This is a genomic window from Thalassobellus sediminis, from assembly GCF_044386045.1.
Taxonomy (GTDB): domain Bacteria; phylum Bacteroidota; class Bacteroidia; order Flavobacteriales; family Flavobacteriaceae; genus Thalassobellus; species Thalassobellus sediminis.
In genome coordinates this window covers 126,348-146,974 of record NZ_JBISCD010000039.1, presented here as the reverse complement: position 1 = coordinate 146,974, position 20,627 = coordinate 126,348, and the positions used below count along the sequence as shown (strand labels likewise).

20 protein-coding genes are annotated in these 20,627 nt (G+C 31.3%); 7 read left to right on the top strand and 13 right to left on the bottom strand.

Annotated elements, in window-relative coordinates; all coding sequences use genetic code 11:
• Positions 1 to 16: 16 nt before the first annotated feature.
• Positions 17 to 2,467, top strand: coding sequence for a TonB-dependent receptor (locus ACH5TW_RS05390; RefSeq protein ID WP_439335468.1), 2,451 nt, complete (start codon positions 17 to 19; stop codon positions 2,465 to 2,467).
• A 67-nt stretch (positions 2,468 to 2,534) separates the two neighbouring features.
• Here the strand turns inward: ACH5TW_RS05390 and ACH5TW_RS05385 are convergent, their stop codons facing one another.
• On the bottom strand, positions 2,535 to 2,708 hold the full coding sequence (locus tag ACH5TW_RS05385; protein ID WP_175473529.1) for a hypothetical protein: 174 nt from the start codon (positions 2,706 to 2,708) through the stop codon (positions 2,535 to 2,537).
• A gap of 196 nt (positions 2,709 to 2,904) precedes the next feature.
• Between ACH5TW_RS05385 and fumC the strand changes: the two genes are divergently transcribed.
• Positions 2,905 to 4,302 carry a class II fumarate hydratase gene (gene fumC / locus ACH5TW_RS05380; protein WP_439335467.1) on the top strand — a complete coding sequence of 466 codons (1,398 nt, stop codon included), beginning with the start codon at positions 2,905 to 2,907 and terminating at the stop codon, positions 4,300 to 4,302.
• A 135-nt stretch (positions 4,303 to 4,437) separates the two neighbouring features.
• Here the strand turns inward: fumC and ACH5TW_RS05375 are convergent, their stop codons facing one another.
• From ACH5TW_RS05375 to ACH5TW_RS05365, 3 genes are all read right to left on the bottom strand, one after another.
• On the bottom strand, positions 4,438 to 5,022 hold the full coding sequence (locus ACH5TW_RS05375) for a Crp/Fnr family transcriptional regulator (protein WP_439335466.1): 585 nt from the start codon (positions 5,020 to 5,022) through the stop codon (positions 4,438 to 4,440).
• 13 nt (positions 5,023 to 5,035) lie between these two features.
• Positions 5,036 to 5,188: a hypothetical protein gene (locus ACH5TW_RS05370; RefSeq protein WP_439335465.1), complete on the bottom strand. Its 153-nt coding sequence runs from the start codon at positions 5,186 to 5,188 to the stop codon at positions 5,036 to 5,038.
• Between the two features lie 349 nt (positions 5,189 to 5,537).
• Complete coding sequence (locus tag ACH5TW_RS05365; RefSeq protein WP_439335464.1) at positions 5,538 to 6,422, bottom strand: DUF8428 domain-containing protein; 885 nt, start codon at positions 6,420 to 6,422, stop codon at positions 5,538 to 5,540.
• Positions 6,423 to 6,530: 108 nt separating this feature from the next.
• On the opposite strand from ACH5TW_RS05365, the gene ACH5TW_RS05360 reads away from it, so the two are divergent.
• Both ACH5TW_RS05360 and ACH5TW_RS05355 read left to right on the top strand, forming a co-directional pair.
• Entirely contained in the window at positions 6,531 to 7,541 is a 1,011-nt protein-coding gene (locus ACH5TW_RS05360) for a formimidoylglutamase (protein ID WP_439335463.1), read from the top strand.
• A 64-nt stretch (positions 7,542 to 7,605) separates the two neighbouring features.
• A complete protein-coding gene (locus tag ACH5TW_RS05355) occupies positions 7,606 to 8,556 on the top strand; it encodes a bifunctional helix-turn-helix transcriptional regulator/GNAT family N-acetyltransferase (protein ID WP_439335462.1) in 951 nt (316 codons plus the stop codon).
• Between the two features lie 91 nt (positions 8,557 to 8,647).
• Here the strand turns inward: ACH5TW_RS05355 and ACH5TW_RS05350 are convergent, their stop codons facing one another.
• The 7 genes from ACH5TW_RS05350 to ACH5TW_RS05320 form a co-directional block, all read right to left on the bottom strand.
• Complete coding sequence (locus ACH5TW_RS05350; RefSeq protein WP_439335461.1) at positions 8,648 to 10,342, bottom strand: hypothetical protein; 1,695 nt, start codon at positions 10,340 to 10,342, stop codon at positions 8,648 to 8,650.
• A 68-nt stretch (positions 10,343 to 10,410) separates the two neighbouring features.
• Positions 10,411 to 10,941: a hypothetical protein gene (locus tag ACH5TW_RS05345; protein WP_439335460.1), complete on the bottom strand. Its 531-nt coding sequence runs from the start codon at positions 10,939 to 10,941 to the stop codon at positions 10,411 to 10,413.
• Between the two features lie 42 nt (positions 10,942 to 10,983).
• The gene (locus ACH5TW_RS05340; RefSeq protein WP_439335459.1) at positions 10,984 to 12,219 is read right to left on the bottom strand and encodes a DUF6638 family protein; all 1,236 of its coding nucleotides are present in this window, start codon (positions 12,217 to 12,219) and stop codon (positions 10,984 to 10,986) included.
• Between the two features lie 143 nt (positions 12,220 to 12,362).
• Positions 12,363 to 12,947 carry an NUDIX domain-containing protein gene (locus tag ACH5TW_RS05335; protein WP_439335458.1) on the bottom strand — a complete coding sequence of 195 codons (585 nt, stop codon included), beginning with the start codon at positions 12,945 to 12,947 and terminating at the stop codon, positions 12,363 to 12,365.
• Positions 12,937 to 14,898: an AAA family ATPase gene (locus ACH5TW_RS05330; RefSeq protein ID WP_439335457.1), complete on the bottom strand. Its 1,962-nt coding sequence runs from the start codon at positions 14,896 to 14,898 to the stop codon at positions 12,937 to 12,939. Before ACH5TW_RS05330 ends, ACH5TW_RS05335 begins: the two co-directional genes overlap by 11 nt.
• 57 nt (positions 14,899 to 14,955) lie before the next feature.
• Positions 14,956 to 16,020, bottom strand: coding sequence for a hypothetical protein (locus tag ACH5TW_RS05325; protein ID WP_439335456.1), 1,065 nt, complete (start codon positions 16,018 to 16,020; stop codon positions 14,956 to 14,958).
• Positions 16,021 to 16,204: 184 nt separating this feature from the next.
• Positions 16,205 to 17,548 (bottom strand): microtubule-binding protein, encoded by a 1,344-nt coding sequence (locus tag ACH5TW_RS05320; protein ID WP_439335455.1) that lies wholly within the window; start codon positions 17,546 to 17,548, stop codon positions 16,205 to 16,207.
• Between the two features lie 268 nt (positions 17,549 to 17,816).
• On the opposite strand from ACH5TW_RS05320, the gene ACH5TW_RS05315 reads away from it, so the two are divergent.
• The 3 genes from ACH5TW_RS05315 (at position 17,817) to ACH5TW_RS05305 (ending at position 18,649) form a co-directional block, all read left to right on the top strand.
• A complete protein-coding gene (locus tag ACH5TW_RS05315; protein ID WP_439335454.1) occupies positions 17,817 to 18,059 on the top strand; it encodes a hypothetical protein in 243 nt (80 codons plus the stop codon).
• A 190-nt stretch (positions 18,060 to 18,249) separates the two neighbouring features.
• Positions 18,250 to 18,459 (top strand): hypothetical protein, encoded by a 210-nt coding sequence (locus ACH5TW_RS05310; protein WP_439335453.1) that lies wholly within the window; start codon positions 18,250 to 18,252, stop codon positions 18,457 to 18,459.
• Between the two features lie 13 nt (positions 18,460 to 18,472).
• The gene (locus tag ACH5TW_RS05305) at positions 18,473 to 18,649 is read left to right on the top strand and encodes a hypothetical protein (protein WP_439335452.1); all 177 of its coding nucleotides are present in this window, start codon (positions 18,473 to 18,475) and stop codon (positions 18,647 to 18,649) included.
• Positions 18,650 to 18,721: 72 nt separating this feature from the next.
• Here ACH5TW_RS05305 and ettA read toward each other — a convergent pair whose 3' ends face one another.
• Positions 18,722 to 20,413: an energy-dependent translational throttle protein EttA gene (gene ettA / locus ACH5TW_RS05300; protein ID WP_439335451.1), complete on the bottom strand. Its 1,692-nt coding sequence runs from the start codon at positions 20,411 to 20,413 to the stop codon at positions 18,722 to 18,724.
• Positions 20,413 to 20,595, bottom strand: coding sequence for a CAL67264 family membrane protein (locus ACH5TW_RS05295; protein ID WP_439335450.1), 183 nt, complete (start codon positions 20,593 to 20,595; stop codon positions 20,413 to 20,415). The genes ettA and ACH5TW_RS05295 overlap by 1 nt, the downstream gene beginning before the upstream one ends.
• Positions 20,596 to 20,627 lie beyond the last annotated feature (32 nt).

The following is a 20,627-nucleotide window of genomic DNA, read 5'->3' as shown; positions in this document are numbered from 1 at the left end:
CTGTGTAAAACCTAACATGACCAAACTTATCTTAAGTACTTTACTTTTTTTCTCACTATTACTAAATGGTAATGCATACACAAAAAGCACTATTAAACCTGAATTTAAAACAACTATTGAAATAGAAGTTAAAGTTTCAGGAAAAGTTATAGATAAAGAAACAAAACAGCCTTTAGAGTATGCTACTGTTGCTTTTTTTAGTAAAAAAGAAAACAAAATTATTACTGGTGGCATTACAGACGCGAATGGTGTTTTTAATATTCCTATTGAAGAAGGTGTTTATGATATTTCGATAGAATACATAGGTTTTAATAAAATTACCATTCCAAATAAAAAAATTACTGGTTCTTCAAACTTAGGTACATTCTCATTAGAATTAGATTTAGAATCTTTAGATGAAGTTGAAATTATTGCAGAAAAAACTACTGTTGAAGTCAGGCTAGACAAAAAAATATATAATGTTGGTAAAGACTTAACCGTGAGAGGCGGAAATGTTAGTGATGTATTAGACAATGTACCCTCTGTATCTGTTGATGCCGAAGGTAATATAGCACTAAGAGGAAATGACAATGTTAGAATCCTTATTAACGGAAAACCTTCTGGTTTAGTCGGACTTAACTCATCAGATGCATTAAGGCAATTACCAGCTGAGGCTATTGAAAAAGTTGAAGTTATTACCTCTCCTTCCGCTCGTTATGAGGCAGAAGGAACAGCAGGCATACTAAACATTATTCTACGCCGTAGTAAATTATTAGGTATGAATGGAGCCATAACAGTTAATGTTGGTGATCCAAACTCAGCTGGGATTTCTGGTAATATAAACTACAGAACTGGTAATGTTAATATTTTCAATACGTCATCTTATAATCATAGAGAGTCCATTGGAAATTGGTATTCCTACACAACATACAAAAGTACCGGTAATATATTTGATGAAAAACGTAATTGGATTAACACTAGAAAAGGCCTTACCAATAACTTTGGGATAGAATGGTATATAAACGACTCTTCTTCCATTACTACTTCATTTGTTTATAGTGATGGAAATAATGGTAGTGATGCTACAAATAACTTAATCCAACTAGATAGTGATAATAATTTATTGGGACAAAGTTTAAGGTTAGACCCTGAAGAACAAGACAATAAAACATTACAATATTCTTTTAACTATACAAAAAACTTCAAGACTAGTGGACATTTATTAACTTTCGATTTTCAATATGAAGATACAAAGCAAGACGAATTCTCATTAATTAATGTTGACGGTTTTGACACCGATATACTATCAACAGAACAAGAGGAATCTAAAATATTGCTAAGATCAGATTACATATTACCGCTTGGAGAAAACAGTCAAATAGAAATTGGCTATAGAGGTGACTTTTCAGAGAAAAAAACAGACTATCAAGTAGAACTGCTTAATACTGGTACGAATCAATTCGAAATAGACAACAATCTTTCTAATTTATTCAATTTTAGAAATTATATTAATGCTGCATATTTTCAATATGGCAGTAAAATTAACAAGTTTTCCTATTTGCTTGGTCTAAGAATGGAGAATACACAAATTACATTAGACCAACCAACAAGTGGTGATTTCGAAAAAAGAGATTATACAGGCTTGTTCCCAACAGTAAATTTAAGTTACGAGTTTAGTGAAAATGAAAATATAACTTTAGGATATAATAGAAGGTTAAGCAGACCAAGGTCTTTCTTTTTAAACCCTTTTCCATCAAGAACGAGCTTAACTAACATATTTCAAGGAAACCCTGGATTAGACCCCACTTACGCAGGAAAGATTGATTTAGGGTATTTAAATAGAATGGGAAAATTCATTCTTAGCTCTTCCTTATATTTTCAACATTCCATTAATATCATAAGATTTGTAAGTAATGATACTGGTGATGTGGCTAATATAGATGGACAAGACGTTCCTGTAATTGAAAGAGGCCCTTCTAATATTGCTAATGAAGATCGTTATGGTTTTGAGTTTAATTTAAGTTATACTCCTTCTAGAAAATGGCGAATAAATACAGATTTCAACCTTTACAATTCTAAAATTGAAGGAGATTATGAAGGGACAAATTTCGATTCTGAAAACTTAACATGGTCTGTACGCTTGAATAACAAGTACACTCTTCCAGGAAATATTGATTGGCAAACAAATATGAGATATAGAGGCCCTCGGGAGGATGCTCAAAATATTAGAAAAGGTATGTTTTCTACGAATGTTGCTTTTAGTAAAGACTTATTTAAAGAAAAAGCATCTATAGCCTTTAATGTAAATGATTTATTTAATAGTAGAATTATGAAAGGAACTGTAGAAACAGAAACTTTTATTACAGATAGAGAAGTTCGATTTAGAGGAGGAAGAACCTACAACCTATCAATGACTTATAGGTTTAACCAAAAGAAAAAACTTGAGCGTCAAGGTAATTATGGTGGCGGTGGTGATGTAGAAATGTAATTATAAACAAGATAAAAAAAGGGAAGCTATTAATATAGTTTCCCTTTTTTTTATATCAAAATATATTTTAAGCTTGACGCTTAGCTTTCTTTTCGTCTCTAATTTCTTTTAACCTTTCAATTAAAGATCCTCCAATCCAATAAGGTATCACAAAAGTTAACAAAAATATCATTAGCCAAAATCCTATTGTTAGTATGGTTAAAAATGCTAAAAATCCTAAATATTGGTCAAAATCAAACATAAATATAAGTGTCTTTTAAAATCTAATGCAAATATAATGTAAAGGTATTTGTTATACAATATCAAATCAAATTTTATTAACAGAGTTTTAAATCATATCCGTTTATTAAAAAAAACTTATAAAAACTGATACATATCATACCAATAGAAAGCATAAAACAATTAACTTTACATCTTTAAATTTAATCATTATTAAGATGAGTTTTAGAATAGAAAAAGATACCATGGGCGAGGTAAAAGTACCTGCCGATAAACTTTGGGGAGCACAAACAGAACGCTCTAGAAACAACTTTAAAATAGGACCTTCAGCGTCTATGCCTCTTGAAATAATTTATGGCTTTGCTTATTTAAAAAAAGCAGCTGCATATACTAATTGTGAATTAGGCGTTTTACCAATTGAAAAGCGTGATTTAATAGCATCTGTATGTGATGAAATACTAGAAGGAAAACATGATGATCAATTTCCTTTAGTTATTTGGCAAACTGGTTCTGGAACACAAAGTAATATGAATGTGAATGAAGTTGTTGCTAATAGAGCGCAACAATTAGCTGGAAAAGTTATTGGTGAAGGCGAAAAAGCCATTCAACCAAACGATGATGTAAATAAATCGCAATCATCTAATGACACCTTCCCTACTGGTATGCACATTGCTGCTTACAAAAAAATAGTAGAAGTAACTATTCCTGGTGTAAAACAATTACGTGATACCTTAAAGAAAAAGTCTGAAGATTTTAAAAATGTTGTAAAAATTGGACGTACGCATTTAATGGATGCAACGCCTTTAACACTTGGTCAGGAAATTTCTGGTTATGTAGCGCAATTAGATCACGGTTTAAAAGCTCTAGAAAATACATTATCTCATTTAAGCGAATTAGCTTTAGGAGGAACTGCTGTTGGTACTGGTTTAAATACACCTAAAGGCTATAGCAAACGTGTTGCTGAATATATTGCTGAATTTACAGGTTTACCATTTGTTACTGCTCCTAATAAATTTGAAGCTCTTGCAGCTCATGACGCACTGGTAGAAACACATGGTGCTTTAAAACAACTAGCTGTTTCTTTAAATAAAATAGCAAATGATATTAGAATGATGGCATCTGGACCAAGAAGTGGTATTGGTGAAATTATTATTCCTGCAAACGAACCAGGAAGTTCTATAATGCCAGGAAAAGTTAATCCAACACAATGTGAAGCCCTAACTATGGTTTGTGCACAGGTTTTAGGTAATGACGTAGCTGTTTCTGTTGGAGGTTTGCAAGGTCATTACGAGTTAAATGTATTTAAACCTGTTATGGCTGCCAACGTTTTACAATCTGCCGAGTTAATTGGAAATGCTTGTGTGAGCTTTGAAGAACATTGTGCTATTGGTATTGAACCAAATCAAGAAGTTATAACAAAACTATTAAACAACTCATTAATGCTTGTTACGGCTTTAAATACTAAAATAGGATATTATAAAGCTGCTGAAATTGCAAATACAGCTCATAAAAACGGAACAACATTAAAAGAAGAAGCTGTACGTTTAGGTTACGTTACTGCTGAAGATTATGATGCTTGGGTAAAACCTGAAGATATGGTTGGAAGTTTAAAATAAACGTCCTTAAATACAGCCTATAAAAAAACAGGTAAGTAATTTACCTGTTTTTTTGGGTTGGTTAGCTATCAATCCTTTGTATTTATATTAAAAAGGAAATCACGTCAAATATATAATTTAACAAGTTATCAGTTATTAACAAATGTTAATAACTCCTATTTTTTTTCTAATTCTACTTAATTGTACTGCAGTAATACCCAAATATGATGCAATATGATACTGAGAAATTAAATCGTCTATCTTTGGATTTTGCTTTCTTAATTCTAAATAGCGCTTAGTCGCATCCATTGATATTAACTCTACTAATCGCTTTTCATATTTAGCATACAACATAGCTAAAATACTATTATGCATATCTTTAAGCACCAAATTGTTTTCACACAATTTCATTAACTTATAATAATCAACTTCATAAACCTTACAATCTGTTAATGTTTCAAAAGTAAAAGATGAAGGCTTCTTTTCTCTCAAAGCTGTTAATGCTCCAACAAAACTTATTGGCATATAAAAACTTTTATTAAACTCTTTTCCAGACTCTGTAGATATATAACATCTAACAACTCCTGAGACAAGCATATAAATTTTAGATGTCATTTCATCTAACTTTATTAATTTGGTTCCTGCAGGAATTCTTTTAAATTCAGAAATATTTTTTAGGTCTTCAAAAGTTTCTTCAGAAATCTTTGAAATAGAATTTAGATAATCAAAATTTATTCGCATTCTATTTATTGGCTTATAGACAGGTTAAATGATTTTGTTGCACTAATTGTTGTTCTATTAAAACTATAACAGAAACATATTCTTGCTTTTTTATTAAAGGTATTTCTGTACATCCTAAAATAACATCTTCTACCCCATTTTTTATTAATTTTTCTATTATTAGCAAATAAACTTGTTTAGATGTAACACTAAGAATACCTTTTGATAATTCTGTATAAATAATCCTATATATTTCTTCTCTATCCTATAATTCTAAAATAATAGCTTATATACCAAAAACAGAAAAAAATTTATTAAAAAGTCCTTCTCCATTGTGTATCTAGTTCCTTATAATGTAACTGCTTTTATGTTTTTTATATGATATTTTCAGCAGAAACTTAAACAACATGAATTACAGGAACAGATGATGGCCCTCTCACTGTATCAATGCCTAATGCATTATATTAACTAAGTATTACATAAAAAAAGTCTCAAGCTTTTAACTTGAGACCTTAAGATTAAATGCTATTCTTTTTCTACTTCAAAGTAAATTCAGAAGTTGAAACTAAATATTTTTCATTAAATACATTAACTATATAACGTCCTTTTTCAAAGTTATCTTTTCCTTTAGATGCTACAAATTCACAGATATTAAGGCTTGCTTTTTCGTAATTAAACTTACTAATAATACTGTAATTTAAAGTTTTTTCTTCAAACTGTACTTGTTCATTCAACCCTAATGTGTTGTTTTTAGGGTCTATTACTTGAACATATAATTCTTGTTCTCCTTCTTGTACTAAAACATTTTTAGCCACAGTAAAACAAACTCTAATTTTATCTGAACGACTTGCTCTTTCAGTAGGAATTAATTTACCAGAAGTTCTTTCTATAACTCCAAATCCTTTTAAACCTACAGTTGTTAATAATGAGGCATTTTCAACAACTTCAGCTAAAGCTGTATTTTGTACCAATAAAGAATCTGTAAATATATTACGTTCTTCTAAACGCACACGTGTACTATCTAAAGACGTAGCTAAATGTGAATTCTCAATTCTTAACGAATCATTTTGAGCTAACAACACATCCATTTCTTTTTGAAGTGATGCATATTTTTGTTTGTATCTCCATAAACTTTTAACATTAGTTTCAGAAATTTTTAAAGAATCTATCAATCCCTGAATACGTTCTCTTGCTTCAACCAAATTAGCATTAGCAACTGTATTCTCGTTAATAGCTTCATCATATTGCTTAGCCATAACGTTTAAATCTTTCATTACTAATTCTTTTTCCTCTGTTAACTGTTTTTCAGTATCATTACTTTTCTTATACAAATTCATTGTATAAAATGCTGTTCCTAAAAATAAAACTAAAGCTATTCCCAAAGCTATTTTAAGTCCTTTACCACTTGTGTTGTTTTCCATAATTACTTGTTTTTAATTCTAACGTTATTTAATCCTTTAATACTTGTTTTTTTATAATGCTATAAATAAATAATGACGTATTTTTATTCTTAAAATTTATTTACTCTTATGGATAAACTTGTTTTATTTAATAATACCACTCGAGATAAACTATTAAACAAACGCTCTGGTGAATCCAAATTTGGTGAACATGTAAAAATGTTAACCGGCATTTCAAATATATACGAAAAACTTAATAATTTGGATCTTACGCATGTAATTATTGGTTTACCTGAGGATATTGGCGTTTTTGCAAACTATGGAAAAACAGGAACATCAAAGACTTGGGAAGCGACTCTTAAAGTTTTATTAAATATTCAAAGTAACCAGTTTACTAAAGCCAATAAGGTTCTTATATTAGGGCATTTAGATTTTACAGCTGAGCTATCTAAAATATCAATACTAGATCAATCTAAAAAAAAGGATATTGAAAAAGCTAGAAAACTAGTTGCAGAAATTGATACATATGTGTCTCATGTTATCAATCAAATTGTTCTAGCTGGTAAAAAACCTATTATCATTGGTGGTGGTCATAACAATGCTTACGGAAACATTAAAGGCACATCTTTAGCTATAGGCAAACCTATAAATGTTATTAATTTTGATGCCCATTCCGATTTTAGACAAGAAGAAGGTCGCCATAGTGGCAATGGTTTTAGTTACGCTTACGCGGAAGGATTTTTAGAAAAATACTTTATGTTTGGTTTACATGAAAACTATACTGCTGATACATTACTTAAATCCTTGAAAAAATTCAAGTTTATTAAATACAATACATTTGAAGCTATTGAAATTAAAAAAGAATTAAAATTTAAAGCAGAAATGAAACGTGCTTTAAAGCATATTGATGAGAAACCTTTTGGTATAGAAATAGATTGTGATGCTATTGAAAACATTCCTAGTAGCGCTATGACTCCCAGCGGGTTTAGCATCAATAAAACGCGAAGCTTTGTAAACTATTTTGCAAAACATAAAAATGCTAGCTATTTACATATTTGTGAAGCAGCTCCAACAAAGAAAACAAAAAATCAAATTGGGAAATTGATTACTTATTTAATTACCGATTTTATTAAAGCTTAAATTTATTTTGTGATTTTTATATAATTCATATATTTGCATAAGCACTTATATAAATACAAATATTATGGATGCATTAAAAGGTTTTGGAGAGTTAGGCTTGGGATCAAGATTAAAAAGGGTTAGTGAATATCTAATGAAGGAAACTCAACTCGTTTACAATCATTTTAATATAGATTTTGACCCTTACCTATTTCCAATGTTTAAAATTATAGCCAATAAAAATGGTGTTACAAACTCTGAAATACAAAACTCCCTTCAATTCTCACAACCCGCCATCACACAATCTTTAAATAAATTAAACGACAAAAGTTTAATTGTTTACAAAACAGATAAGCTAGATAAGCGTAAAAAAATAATATATCTATCCAAAAAAGGGATTCAAACTTTAAATATTTTAAAACCAGTATGGGATAGTATTGATCTTGTTTTAAAAGAATATACATTAGAAAACTCAATTTCATTAATTGAGCACTTAAATACACTTGAAAATAAATTAAATACAAAAAGTTTTAGTGAAACTATAATTAATAATGTTAGAATAAAAAAGCAAGAAAATATTAAAGTGATTTCTTTTAAAAATGAATATGCAAAAGATTTCTACGAACTAAATATTGAATGGCTAAAATCATTTTTCTATGTAGAACCTTATGATCAAGAGGTTTTAAGAAAGCCTGAATCATATATTATAAACAAAGGCGGACATATCTTCTTCGCTAAACTAAATGATGATATTGTTGGTACAGTTGCATTAATGCCAATAAAAAATAGCAAAGATTTTGAATTAACAAAAATGGCTGTTTCACCAAAACACCGCGGATTTAAAATTGGGCAACAACTCATGCAACACTGCATTGACTTTGCCAATGCAAACCAAATACCAAAGCTTGAAATTTATTCTAGTCGAAAACTAGAGAATGCAATTTACATTTATAGAAAATATGGTTTTATTGAAATTCCTGTAGAAACTAACTGCCCTTATAAACGCTGTGATATTAAGATGGAGTTGGTTTTTTAATGGCTTTGTCATGTCGACGAAAGGAGACATCACATTACAAATATTTGACGCCTATTGATGAGATTTCTTCTTTCGTCGAAATGACAATCATTTAATTTCCTACCGCCTTCAAAGAATCAATCTGTTTTTGTAATCTTTTAATAGCTTCAGCTTTTTCATCTATTACAGGTATTACACTAACAGAATCTTTTATGGTTTCTGGTAAATCAATTTCTTTTGTTTCTTCTACAAAATAATAACCAATTTTTTCGCTAGAACGCCATGCTTCATTTAGTTGATCGTAAACCGTTTTATCCCATTGACTTGGGTGTTTTACATCAATCCAAACGACATCGCGATACTCACTATCAACCAAAACTAAATCAGGCGTTGCAGAGCCATCAAACTGTTGCGAATCTTCTTTACTTATAGAAGATACGGTTCCCATAAAAAACATACGCTTTTTACCAGCAATATCTTTAATATATGGTCTAAACTCTACAGGTGTATTTGCCGACCAATCGTATTCTTTTCTAGATTCTTGCACTTTTAATGGCATAGCCGAAACTCCTGCATAACCTTGTTTTTTAGCGGCATGGTTGTAATAATACAATTTATTTGTTCCATCTGACGGTACAAACACACTATAACTTAAACTAGTACGCTCACTACCTACAGGCTCTAAACCAAACCAATGATACAATCCGCTATAAGCTCCAGAATTGGTGTCTGAAAAATCAAAATCAGTTACATAAGGTTGCTGATTTTGGTCTTTAGGCATTTCTGGTATTTTCACTGCCGTTTCCATATTCCAAGGTAACGGATCGCTAAAACCTCCTAAAAATTTTAAAGATTCTGCTTGTAATTGAGATACTTTTTCAGATAAGGTATTTTGACGTGTTAAATACGGATGATTTTTCATCTCTTCAGGACTAATAAATGTTCCCATACCTATTAAAATACGCTCTATATAATCGTTAAAATCGTGTTCGCCATTTTCAATTACCATAACACCTCCAAAAGTTGGATACGGAAACAAAAAACCTTTCCACTTAACTAAACTCACTACTTCAACCCACTGCCCAGTATCATTCTTCATATAAAAAGTATCGCTTGGTTCGTAATTAAATAACATCCAAGGATTAAAACGTTGCACAACTGCATTATATGTATTTCTGCTAAATTTTAAAGATTCTCCTATAGAAAACGTAACAGGAATTCTGTTTTCACTAGAAAACCTTGGAAACGGTGTGGTACTAGATACAGCAAAAACCTCTTCGGTATTATCAGTCATACCTTGCCACATGTACTTTTCGGTAGGTTGAATGGCCATGGTCCATTTATTTTCATCTTCAATTCTTACCAAGTGAGGCAACGATACATCTTTGGTTTCACCTACACTTTCATTCGCCATAGAAAATATATTTCGTAATGGTTGAATTCGCTCATTTTGTGTTAATGGTAATTCATTAATTTCAATTCTATTCAAATTATTAAAAACGTTATATGTTTTCATATAATCATACATTTTAAAATGCCAACCTACAGCATATAAAATTCCGAAGAAAATAACTAACAAGGCAAGAATACCTAATCTACCTCCGGTAGTAGCCGATTTTCTGAATTTTCGTAAACCAAAAAACAAAAAAATACCACTTAATAAAATGATAAAAATGAACTTTCTAACAAATAACAAAGCTGGCTGATAATCGTCGCGCATAACAAATAATACGATTAACAAAATCAACAAAACAATGATGGTGATCGTTTTTTGTTTTTTTCCTTTATTCCAATAATTTTTAATCATTTTATACTTTTTTTACCACGAATTCACTAATGTTTTAAACTGAATACTGTTTACTGCCACTGTAGACTTTACATGAGTCCTTTATCTTTTAAACGTTCTCTAGCACTCTTCTCTTCCTTTTTTGGAGCTTCTTTTGGCTCTTGCTCTTCAATTACTTCTGCTTCTTTGGTTTTTAAATCTTCAATAAAGTCTTTTCCTTTTTCAATAGTGTCACTAACTATATCCTCCAAAGAATCACTTTTTTCTTCAATAACTTTAGAAGATTTAATTACAAAATTAGCAATATAAGTACCAATTAGCGTTCCTGCTGCAAACGAAGCAAATGCCGAAACACCATAATAACTTGCAAATACAGAAATTGGTGTTAAAAATTCGATAATTAAAGCAGCGATTAAAACTAAACTAACAACAAAGATTAACCGAGGTAAAAAGGCTTGTTTAAAAACAAAACCTTTTGGATTATCAGCTGTCATTTGTAGTTCTTTACTATTAACAATTTTATTTAAAAATCGATACGCTCCATTTCCATTAGATTCTCTCCAGTACAAAAAGATTCCAAATAATATGGCTGCAATAAAAATCACTAATTCTAGTCCCATGATGTTAAGTTTAATATCCTATATAAAGTTAGTCTATGCAATTTAAATATTGTTACTAATTGTTTCAATAGCCCAATCTTTTAGCGAATCGTCCCAAGTTTTAAAACTAGAATAAAACGCTTCTTTATCATACCAATACCAAAACAACACATCTTTAGCCGATACATTAACTAACAGTTTCCAAATTAAATCTTGATGCTTCGCATCTAACGATGAATGTGGTTGATGTAAGGCTTCAAAAAGTTTTAAATCGACAATATCGGCTATTTTAAATTCGTTGCTTGTTTCTATCTTTTCAAGATAACGTTCTACACTCATTACCTTTTTACGCGATTGTATATCTAATTTATTTAGATAACTTTTATATAAAATAGGATCGTTTAAAATGTCTTTTATAGGGTGTTGCGTATCTTTTAAATATTGAGACATTTCGAATTTCTTAATGCGCTCATATCGTTTGGTTATAACAACTTTTTCTAAATCGTATTCAATTATTACATGATCGCGCAATTTTTCCATGAGTTCTGGTTGCTCAATATGATAAATTAACACCTCATAATTGGTGTCTTTTATAGCTTCTTTATACCATGTTTTATCTTCAAAAACAACGATAGGCGTTATAAAATCACGTAATACATACACACCTCCAAAAGCTCTCGTATAAAAAGAATCTGTAGTATATTGTAGTTCGTGTAAATCTAAATCTCTATGACGTAAATCTCCATACGCTTTCGCGGAATTTAATAATTGCTCATGTATGGTTTCATCAATAAAATTATTATCTCTATTAAAAACCTTAATAAGTTCTAATTGTTTTTTTTGAATATTGACTAAATCATTGATTAAATGAAAATGAATCGTAACCTTATTATATTTTAAAACATCTAAAGGCTCGTAAAAAGCATCAATTCCTTGATCGAAATCTAAACAAATAGCGCAATCGCGAGTAATGTTCTTTATCTTATCTTCATGAACTTTAAATACATATTTCATGATGTCTCTATCAAACGTATGAAAAGGCAAAAACACAGGTTTCCCTTTTTGTAAAGGAGAAATAATAATTCCGTGTGGATTTGCTTCTCCGTTATTTAGATAAAGAACTTCTTCTTTTTCTTCAGCTATTTCAGGGCTCCAACCTATACCGTCAATATGAAAAGTTTTTAGCTTCGTTTCAGTAAAACCAAGTTTTACTAAGCATTTATTATAACGCTCAACTAACTTTCCGCTTACGGAAATAAGTTCACTTCTATATAAATTGGATTCTTTTAATTTGTTCATTTTTGTCATTACTGCGAAGGCAGAAATCTCATTATTTATTGTTACTTATTATTTATTTAAAATCACAAATAATAAATTTAATCATTTTTAAAATTCTCTTTTATTTCAAAATAGATTCCTGCCTTCACAGGAATAACAACGGTTTAATCCAATAACTTATGAATTATCGCATACTGCAACAACACAATGGTTCTTGTATCTTGAATATCTCCATTATTAAGCATATCTATCGCTTTTTCAAAAGGGAGTTCTAATACTTCAATATCTTCATGTTCACTTTCTAAACCGCCACCATCATTAACTTTCATAGCATCAGTATACTCGCCAACAAAAAAATGCATTTTCTCTGTCATAACCCCTGGCGATGAATAAGCTTCGTATACTTTCTTCACCTCTTTTAATCTGTACCCTACTTCTTCTTCGGTTTCTCTTATAACACATGCTTCAGGATTATCTTTATCTAACATGCCTGCAGCAATTTCGACTAAAAAACCACCCTTATTATCATTTTGATAAGTTGGCATTCTAAACTGTTTCGTTAAAATAACCGTTTGCTTTTCTTTATTATAAAGTAAAATACCAGCACCATCTCCTCTATCATAAACCTCACGCATTTGGTTTACCCAAACACCACTACTCATTAAATAATCAAATTTTACTCTATTAAGAATATAATAATTATCTGAAAGCAGCTTCTTTTCTATATTTTTAATATGATTATCGCTCATTTTCAAATGCTTTTCTAGCTTCCGTTTCTATGTTTAATTGATTAACGCGAGCATCTACTTTTCGTTTAAAATCGGTATCAGCAATAGTTGCTACATTATCTAAATAGCGTACCACTTCTTGACGACGAATTTCAGAAAAATCTAAACCTTTCATATTGGCACGCATCAATTCTTGAAGCATATTAAACTTTTTATCATATTCTTGTTTAAAGTAGATTTCTGGATTTTCAAACCAATCTTCTTCCAAATCAAAATCGGTTAAACGTAATGATACCGTACTTTGAATATTTCTAACATCACGTGATGAAAAGAATGGAAACGCCTTTTGCATTTCTTTATATAGATTAGCATAAAACAAATGCTGATTTGATTTAAACTGTTTTTCTACTTTATCATAAATCTCATGAACACGAGCTTCGGTTGGTTTATCGCTAACATTTAAGATTTCCCCCATGTTTTTTGCCAAACCTTGATCTTGTAAATAGGCATAATTTTCTGGTCCTTGCATGTTTACAAAATCGGGCATAGTTTCATCTAGTTTACGCCACCATAAATGATCTTGATCTAAAAAATCATGCTCTGTTCGTGCGCCATCAATTTTAAAACGTCCTTGCACACGTGAAATCACAGCTTTATCTAACATTTCTGGTAAATTGGTAAATAATCCAATGGAACTATTACCATAATTTACGGCATAAGCACCTTCGGTATATCTTAAAAAGACACCAATAACTTCTTTTACACCTGCTGATACACCTTGAGATGTACGTTCTTGTAAATTATTTTCGGCATCATCAATAGGTGCGAAAATTAATTTTGTGGGATCTTGTAATGGTTTCATCCATTCTACCATTTTTTCGGCAGAACCACCTTGAAAGGTACTAATTAAAGTATCTGGCATGGGGTGAAATAAAAACGGAATATCTAAGGTATCGCAATGTTCTTTTAAACGCGTAGCAATTGCAGCAATAAGCATACTTTTTCCTGTCCCAGGAATACCGTAGCCCATAAATACAGGCATAAAACCACCTAGTTCTTGAAACGGATTCTTTTTGGCTGTAAAATCGTAACTCAACATGCGTTCGGTTAAACGACGTGCAAAATGCTTCGCATCACGATTACCTACAATTTGTTCGAACTTAATTTTATTGAATTCGATGCTTTGTGCAGTCCCTTGAAATACATTATTCCAACCTGAAACAGCAAACTCAGAATTTTCAAGTTTATAGGTTCTATCTTCTATACTTGTGGTATATTCTAACGAGCTTTTACGTAACTGAATTTCATCAATTAAAGCTTCAAAATACACGACGGTAAAATCAATCACATCTTTATCGGACTTTACTATTTCTGGATGCCCTAAATATTTGTCATAGTAAAACAAGCTACATGAAAATCCTTTTATAGGCGACATTAATGAAACCTCTGGAATGCCAGCAAATTTTTGCTTCATTACAGATAAATCATCAGATGCATGTGGTTTTAAGTCGTTTAATATTTTATACGAAGCAGCAAATAACATAAATGCTGTTGCTGTGTGCATCTTGCTTTCAAACTCCCGTTTTCCATTATTATCTAATGCCGATTTGTTTTCGTTTAAAGCCGATAATCCGGACGCATCATAATAGCTATCTTTAATCCAGACACCTAACGTAAGACCTTCTTGCACAGCATAAAGCGTCTGATTTAAGTAAATAGGAATGGCTACCGAATCTGGCAATAACCGCTTTTTTAAAGCTAATATGGTTTTTGAAACCGAGGTTACCTCCCTAGAGCTACCATTATTTGCACGTGATAAATACAATAAAATAGATTCGTCTTTAGCATCCTTATCTTTATTCTTAGCACGAGAACCTTGTTCCCACTGAATACTTTTTAAATACGATGCCGCTTCATCACGAAGCATATCTAATTCACTTAATTTTATTGGGAATGTTGAGTTGTGTTCCATTTTTCTTTTAGTTTTCAGTCTCAGTCGCAGTTTACAGTAACTGAATACTGCGACTGTTTACTTTTTCAAATCTATTTTCAATCCAGCTATTTCAATAGGTGCTTTTGCTAAGCTATCTAATATTTCTGGCGTTTTATTGTATAATAATTGAATAATACGATGCGGAGCAAACACATATTTTTGTTTAAATACATCGTTCCATTTTTGAAGCGTTTGTTTATTAAAAAAACTCCCTTCTTTAAATTCACTACCCGATTTTACTTCGTGTATTCTTAAGGAAATGGCATACGATTCTAACGGTATTTCTTTTTTTGCAATACTTTGTAAAATAGCATGTGTTACCTCGTTTTCATCTTTTGCAAATACATTATGTATGGGACCTAAATCTATTCGTTTTATAAACTTTGGCGATACTTTTGGCAATCTTTTATCAATGGTATACGCCATGGTGTCTAAACTCATATCTCTATCGGACGTGGTTTTTAATACCTCATAAATCTCATCTTTATCATCATTTATGCGTTTGCCATCATAATTAAAATACATGAAACACATAAAAGGTCGGTTATGAGACACATCGTAAAAGCTCCAACTAACCATTAAATCGGCATCAGAACCTTTTGGTGCATTTATAATTTTCCCCTGAACAAATCGGTTAAATATATATTCCTTTTTTACCGAAGAATAATATACTATTGAAGATGCTTGAAACAACTTACTTTTTTTAATAGGTTGTTTTTTATGCATTAAAGTTTCTAGAAACTCTTCTTTTAAAGTTGAAATGGGCGTTAATTTATCTAAATACTCATTTCGTAATTCTAAATCGTTGAATAAGTATCTAAATTCTAAATAATTAGGAAAACCAGATTCGGTTAAATCTACCTTCATATTATCCTCTTCGTCATACATATATTTAATACGCATGGCTTCAATAGAATACAAAAGTAAATCGCAATATTGCTTGAATAGTAACACTTCTTGTTCGTTACAAAGTTGTTCTCTTTGTACAGCAACAATCAATTCTTTAAAAGCAAAATCTATCATTTTATGATAAAAAACGTAATGCTCTTTGGAATCGAGTATGGCAGAATCTAAAGGTGTTACAATGCTATTTATGGACATGAATTTAGTATTCAGTTGCAGTATTCTGTAAGCAGTTTAGCCACGAATACACTAATATTTAAATTAAAATTGTTGTTAGCAAAAAGGCCTGCGTTAAGGATTGAGGCATTTGTTGGAGCTCCTCGCAGAGAGCGACTGCCGAAAGCCTGACCCCGATTTTTCATCGGGGTAACGCCCTTATTTTTTAAGACAACAAATCGTCGTCGTTAGCTTCTGGTTTTGGTTTTCCTTCAGGTTCGCCATCATCTCCAGATGGTTTATTAGCATCTGCTTTATAGTAATCTTCAAAAATCTCTTTCATATCGATACCGTAACGCTCTGCAAAATTCTTTTGAATCTCGCCATCTTTAGCACGAATTTCTTGTAAAGCCTCGGCATAACTACTGTAAACACCTTGCATCACTTTTTCGTGTACTGGAATATTATCCATCATATCTTGACGTGCTTTGGCACTTGCCGTATGCATAGATGCTAGGGTTTCTCCAATATGCTCATCGGTTTTTACACCTAAATGCTCTAAAATAGCTGCAAATTCTTGATCGGTTCTTGCTTTTAAAGCCACTACATAACCATCATAATATTTAAGACGCTCTTCTGTGTCTGATTTAAGTTTAGCACGATGCGTTTGTAAATTGCTGCGTAAAGAGGTTAACACTTTAATAGTTAAATTGTGCTTGTGCACAAAACTGTCTTTACTTGCAGCCAAGGTTGTATAAGCATTTTTAAGACCTTCGAGCTCTTCTACTTTTTGTTCTAAAGCAGTCATTTTACCAATGGCCTCTGAATATTCGGTAGATTGTTTATCGGCAATATCTTCTAATTCTTGACGTGCTTGTTTTAATAACGCATACTGCTCTTCTAGCTTAGCTTCTACTTCTTTCTTCTTTTCTAAAGCTTTGGTATGATTTTTAGAAGCTTCAACAATAGCATCTTTTAGTTTTTCTTCTACTTCTTTAATCTCTACTTCACGATTTTTTAAACGTGTAACCGCAGCTTGAGATTTATATGATAATTCGCTTAAAAGCGTTTGCACATCGGCACTTTCTATACGCTCTTGAAACATGGCCTTTGCTTTATTATCGGCACCAGCTCTTACTTTTTCGACAGCTTTATATTCTTCTTGCTCTTTTTTAATTTTACTTTTTCGTCCCCAAAGGTTATTCCACCAAGTGTCAGGTTTAGCTTCAGCATCTTCTAACTCTATTCTGGCACGTTCTAAAGCTTTTTGAGCATCGTCAATTACTTTTTGCTCTGTAGCATTAAGTGACGAAAATTTCTCGAACATGATTCCAACTTCATCTTGATAATCGGTTAAATCTTTAATAGCATCTAAAAGCGAAGTTCTGTCCTTTTCTGCCATATGAACCACATCATCTAAAGTGGCATTTAATATTTTTTGACGGACTTCTGGATCGTCTTCTTGAGACAATTTAGATTTCATAGTGTCTATGGCTTTGCCCCAATTAACATCTACTTTTTCGGTTTTTTCGTTTGAAGAGGTTTCTAATAAATCAAAATCGTCTGACATGTTGATACTCGTTATTTAAAGTTGAACTTATTTTATGGTAAGCAATTTCGTTAAAAAATATCATTTCTAAAAGTAAATAAATATTTACTTCTTAAATTATTTTTCTACATTCTATTAGTATCAATATCTTTTAAAATGTTACAATTTCATTTAAATACATTATTTTATTACGCGATACTCTAAATAATTACACTAAAGCATAAAAATTTTCTTACTAGTTGTGTAATAATAAAAATATAGTATATTTGATTCGTTATTAACCCTATTTATGCTTTATATGCTCTCTGCCTCTTACCCTTTATCCATATTTCTTATAGACCAAGCTACTGTTGTTGTAATTTTAGCTATAGTAACTGCATTTTTTGCTATTATATTGATTTTAGGAGTTAGAAAATCTTACCTATTAAAAAAAGAAAACAAACGTCTTGATGAAATAAGTGAAAAACTAGCTAAAGAAAAAGAAGAATACAAAGATTTTACTGATGGGCATATGTATGGTGGTGGTAATTAAAACCTATTTATGAATAATAGACTACACAAGTTGGCTCGTTTGAATTTTGTTTAAGTGAAGACAAACGCTGAAAATAATTACTTACATTTTACACTTTATCGAAAACATACCTTTAAGTTTTTATTTCACTTACTAATCTAGTAGATTAGCTTAGTATATTGATAATGTCTCTTTTAAAAAACTTCAACTTATGGATTCAGTGATTTTAATTACAATATTTGATATTGCTCTATTATTGATTATTTTCTTAACAAAAAATAACGATAATCTTATATACGATGTAACTCCAGAAGAAGAATATGCCAAAAACATTAATGCTTTTAATGAAAACATAAAAGCTATTGATGACATAGATCTTTCAGGTTACAAAGTAGGATTAGGACATTTATATAACAATTAATATCGTACCAATTATGGCGTATCTAGTATTAACCTTTTTCGGAACTTATTTTATAGAAATATTATATCGTCGCATTTTTTTAGAAGAACAATTAAAAAAAAGTTTCAAAAAATTTGAAGTTAATAAAGAGTTTATAATGAATCTTGAAATAAATAATTACAAAGTAGGCTCAGGACATATTTATGAATAGAATTAATACTTATTTATAAAACACAAAAAAGCCTGTAAATGCAGGCTTTTTTGTGTCCAAATTTGAAATATATTATCGAACTAATTTCTTGTATTTAATTCGTTTTGGCATTAAATCGCCACCCAAACGTTTCTTCTTATTTTCTTCATAATCAGAAAAAGAACCTTCAAAGAAATATACTTGAGAATCGCCTTCAAAAGCTAAAATATGTGTACATATTCTATCTAAAAACCATCTATCATGCGATATTACCACTGCACAACCAGCAAAGTTTTCTAGACCTTCTTCTAAAGCACGTAATGTATTCACATCAAGATCATTAGTAGGCTCATCTAAAAGCAGTACATTACCTTCTTCTTTAAGTGTCATTGCTAAGTGTAAACGGTTACGCTCACCACCAGAAAGTAATTTCACTTTTTTGTTTTGCTCGCCTCCTGAAAAGTTAAAACGACTTAAATAAGCTCTAGAATTCACTTCTTTTCCGCCCATTAAAATTAGTTCTTGCTCATCACTAAAGTTTTGCCAAATGGTTTTCTCTGGATCTATATTAGAATGTTTTTGATCTACATATGCTAATTTAGCAGTGTCACCAACTTTAAACTCACCTTTATCTGGAGTTTCTTCTCCCATTATCATTCTGAAGATAGTTGTTTTACCAGCACCATTAGGACCTATAACACCAACGATTCCTGCTTGAGGTAAGTTGAAGTTTAAGTCATCATACAACAACTTATCGTCATAGCCTTTTGCGACACCAACAGCATCAATAACATTGGTTCCTAAACGTGGGCCGTTAGGAATGTATATTTCAAGCTTTTCATCAAGTTGTTTTTGATCTTGACTCATTAACTTATCGTAATTCTTTAAACGCGCTTTTTGTTTAGTTTGACGTCCTTTTGCTCCTTGACGTACCCAGTCTAACTCACGCTCTAAAGTTTTTTGACGCTTAGAAGCTGTTTTACTTTCTTGAGCCATACGTTTAGATTTTTGATCTAACCAAGACGAATAGTTCCCTTTCCAAGGAATACCTTCACCTCTATCTAATTCTAAAATCCAACCAGCTACATTATCTAAAAAGTATCTATCGTGCGTTACAGCAATTACAGTTCCTTTATATTGTGCTAAATGATGCTCTAACCAATGTACCGATTCTGCATCTAAGTGGTTGGTAGGCTCATCTAATAGTAATACATCTGGTTCTTGTAAAAGCAAACGACATAACGCTACTCTACGTTTTTCACCACCAGAAAGTACGCCTATCTTTTTATCACCATCGGGCGTACGAAGCGCATCCATGGCTATTTCTAATTTAGTATCTAATTCCCAGGCGCCAGCAGCATCAATTTGATCTTGAAGTTCGGCTTGACGGTTCATTAGTTTTTCCATCTTATCGGCATCAGAGTATACTTCCTCTAAACCAAACATGTCGTTAATCTTATTGTATTCATCAAGAATAGCAACTGTTTCTGCAGCTCCTTCTTTTACAACTTCCATTACCGTTTTATCATCATCAAGTTGAGGCTCTTGTTCTAAATACCCAACTGAATAGTCTTGTAAAAAGGTAACATCACCTTGAAAATTCTTATCAACGCCTGCTATAATTTTTAATAAAGTAGATTTACCAGATCCGTTAAGACCTAAAATTCCAATTTTAGCTCCGTAGAAGAAACTTAGATAAATATTTTTTAAAACAGGAGTATTTGCACCTTGAAAAGTCTTGGTTAAACCAGACATTGAAAAAATCACTTTTTTATCGTCACTCATTATACTCTACCTTTTAAAGCGTTAAAAACCCATGCGATTGCAAAAAAACCAAAACCAACAGCTGCAAACCCCCAGCCCGCAACATCATCGTACCTAAAGGCACCTAATGCTATTAATCCTAATCCTACTAAAATCATAATAGTTGTAGCCCAAGCTAAAACCGTATTTTTATTCATTGCCATAATCTTTTGTTTTGATGGTTAGTCGAAACGCA

What these genes read in the sequence shown, in the direction of transcription:
- ACH5TW_RS05390 (WP_439335468.1), top strand. Translation starts at nt 17, where the DNA reads ATGACCAAACTTATCTTAAGTACTTTACTTTTTTTCTCACTATTACTA.
- ACH5TW_RS05385 (WP_175473529.1), bottom strand. Translation starts at nt 2,708, where the DNA reads ATGTTTGATTTTGACCAATATTTAGGATTTTTAGCATTTTTAACCATA.
- fumC (WP_439335467.1), top strand. Translation starts at nt 2,905, where the DNA reads ATGAGTTTTAGAATAGAAAAAGATACCATGGGCGAGGTAAAAGTACCT.
- ACH5TW_RS05375 (WP_439335466.1), bottom strand. Translation starts at nt 5,022, where the DNA reads ATGCGAATAAATTTTGATTATCTAAATTCTATTTCAAAGATTTCTGAA.
- ACH5TW_RS05365 (WP_439335464.1), bottom strand. Translation starts at nt 6,422, where the DNA reads ATGGAAAACAACACAAGTGGTAAAGGACTTAAAATAGCTTTGGGAATA.
- ACH5TW_RS05360 (WP_439335463.1), top strand. Translation starts at nt 6,531, where the DNA reads ATGGATAAACTTGTTTTATTTAATAATACCACTCGAGATAAACTATTA.
- ACH5TW_RS05355 (WP_439335462.1), top strand. Translation starts at nt 7,606, where the DNA reads ATGGATGCATTAAAAGGTTTTGGAGAGTTAGGCTTGGGATCAAGATTA.
- ACH5TW_RS05350 (WP_439335461.1), bottom strand. Translation starts at nt 10,342, where the DNA reads ATGATTAAAAATTATTGGAATAAAGGAAAAAAACAAAAAACGATCACC.
- ACH5TW_RS05345 (WP_439335460.1), bottom strand. Translation starts at nt 10,941, where the DNA reads ATGGGACTAGAATTAGTGATTTTTATTGCAGCCATATTATTTGGAATC.
- ACH5TW_RS05340 (WP_439335459.1), bottom strand. Translation starts at nt 12,219, where the DNA reads ATGAACAAATTAAAAGAATCCAATTTATATAGAAGTGAACTTATTTCC.
- ACH5TW_RS05335 (WP_439335458.1), bottom strand. Translation starts at nt 12,947, where the DNA reads ATGAGCGATAATCATATTAAAAATATAGAAAAGAAGCTGCTTTCAGAT.
- ACH5TW_RS05330 (WP_439335457.1), bottom strand. Translation starts at nt 14,898, where the DNA reads ATGGAACACAACTCAACATTCCCAATAAAATTAAGTGAATTAGATATG.
- ACH5TW_RS05325 (WP_439335456.1), bottom strand. Translation starts at nt 16,020, where the DNA reads ATGTCCATAAATAGCATTGTAACACCTTTAGATTCTGCCATACTCGAT.
- ACH5TW_RS05320 (WP_439335455.1), bottom strand. Translation starts at nt 17,548, where the DNA reads ATGTCAGACGATTTTGATTTATTAGAAACCTCTTCAAACGAAAAAACC.
- ACH5TW_RS05315 (WP_439335454.1), top strand. Translation starts at nt 17,817, where the DNA reads ATGCTTTATATGCTCTCTGCCTCTTACCCTTTATCCATATTTCTTATA.
- ACH5TW_RS05310 (WP_439335453.1), top strand. Translation starts at nt 18,250, where the DNA reads ATGGATTCAGTGATTTTAATTACAATATTTGATATTGCTCTATTATTG.
- ACH5TW_RS05305 (WP_439335452.1), top strand. Translation starts at nt 18,473, where the DNA reads ATGGCGTATCTAGTATTAACCTTTTTCGGAACTTATTTTATAGAAATA.
- ettA (WP_439335451.1), bottom strand. Translation starts at nt 20,413, where the DNA reads ATGAGTGACGATAAAAAAGTGATTTTTTCAATGTCTGGTTTAACCAAG.
- ACH5TW_RS05295 (WP_439335450.1), bottom strand. Translation starts at nt 20,595, where the DNA reads ATGGCAATGAATAAAAATACGGTTTTAGCTTGGGCTACAACTATTATG.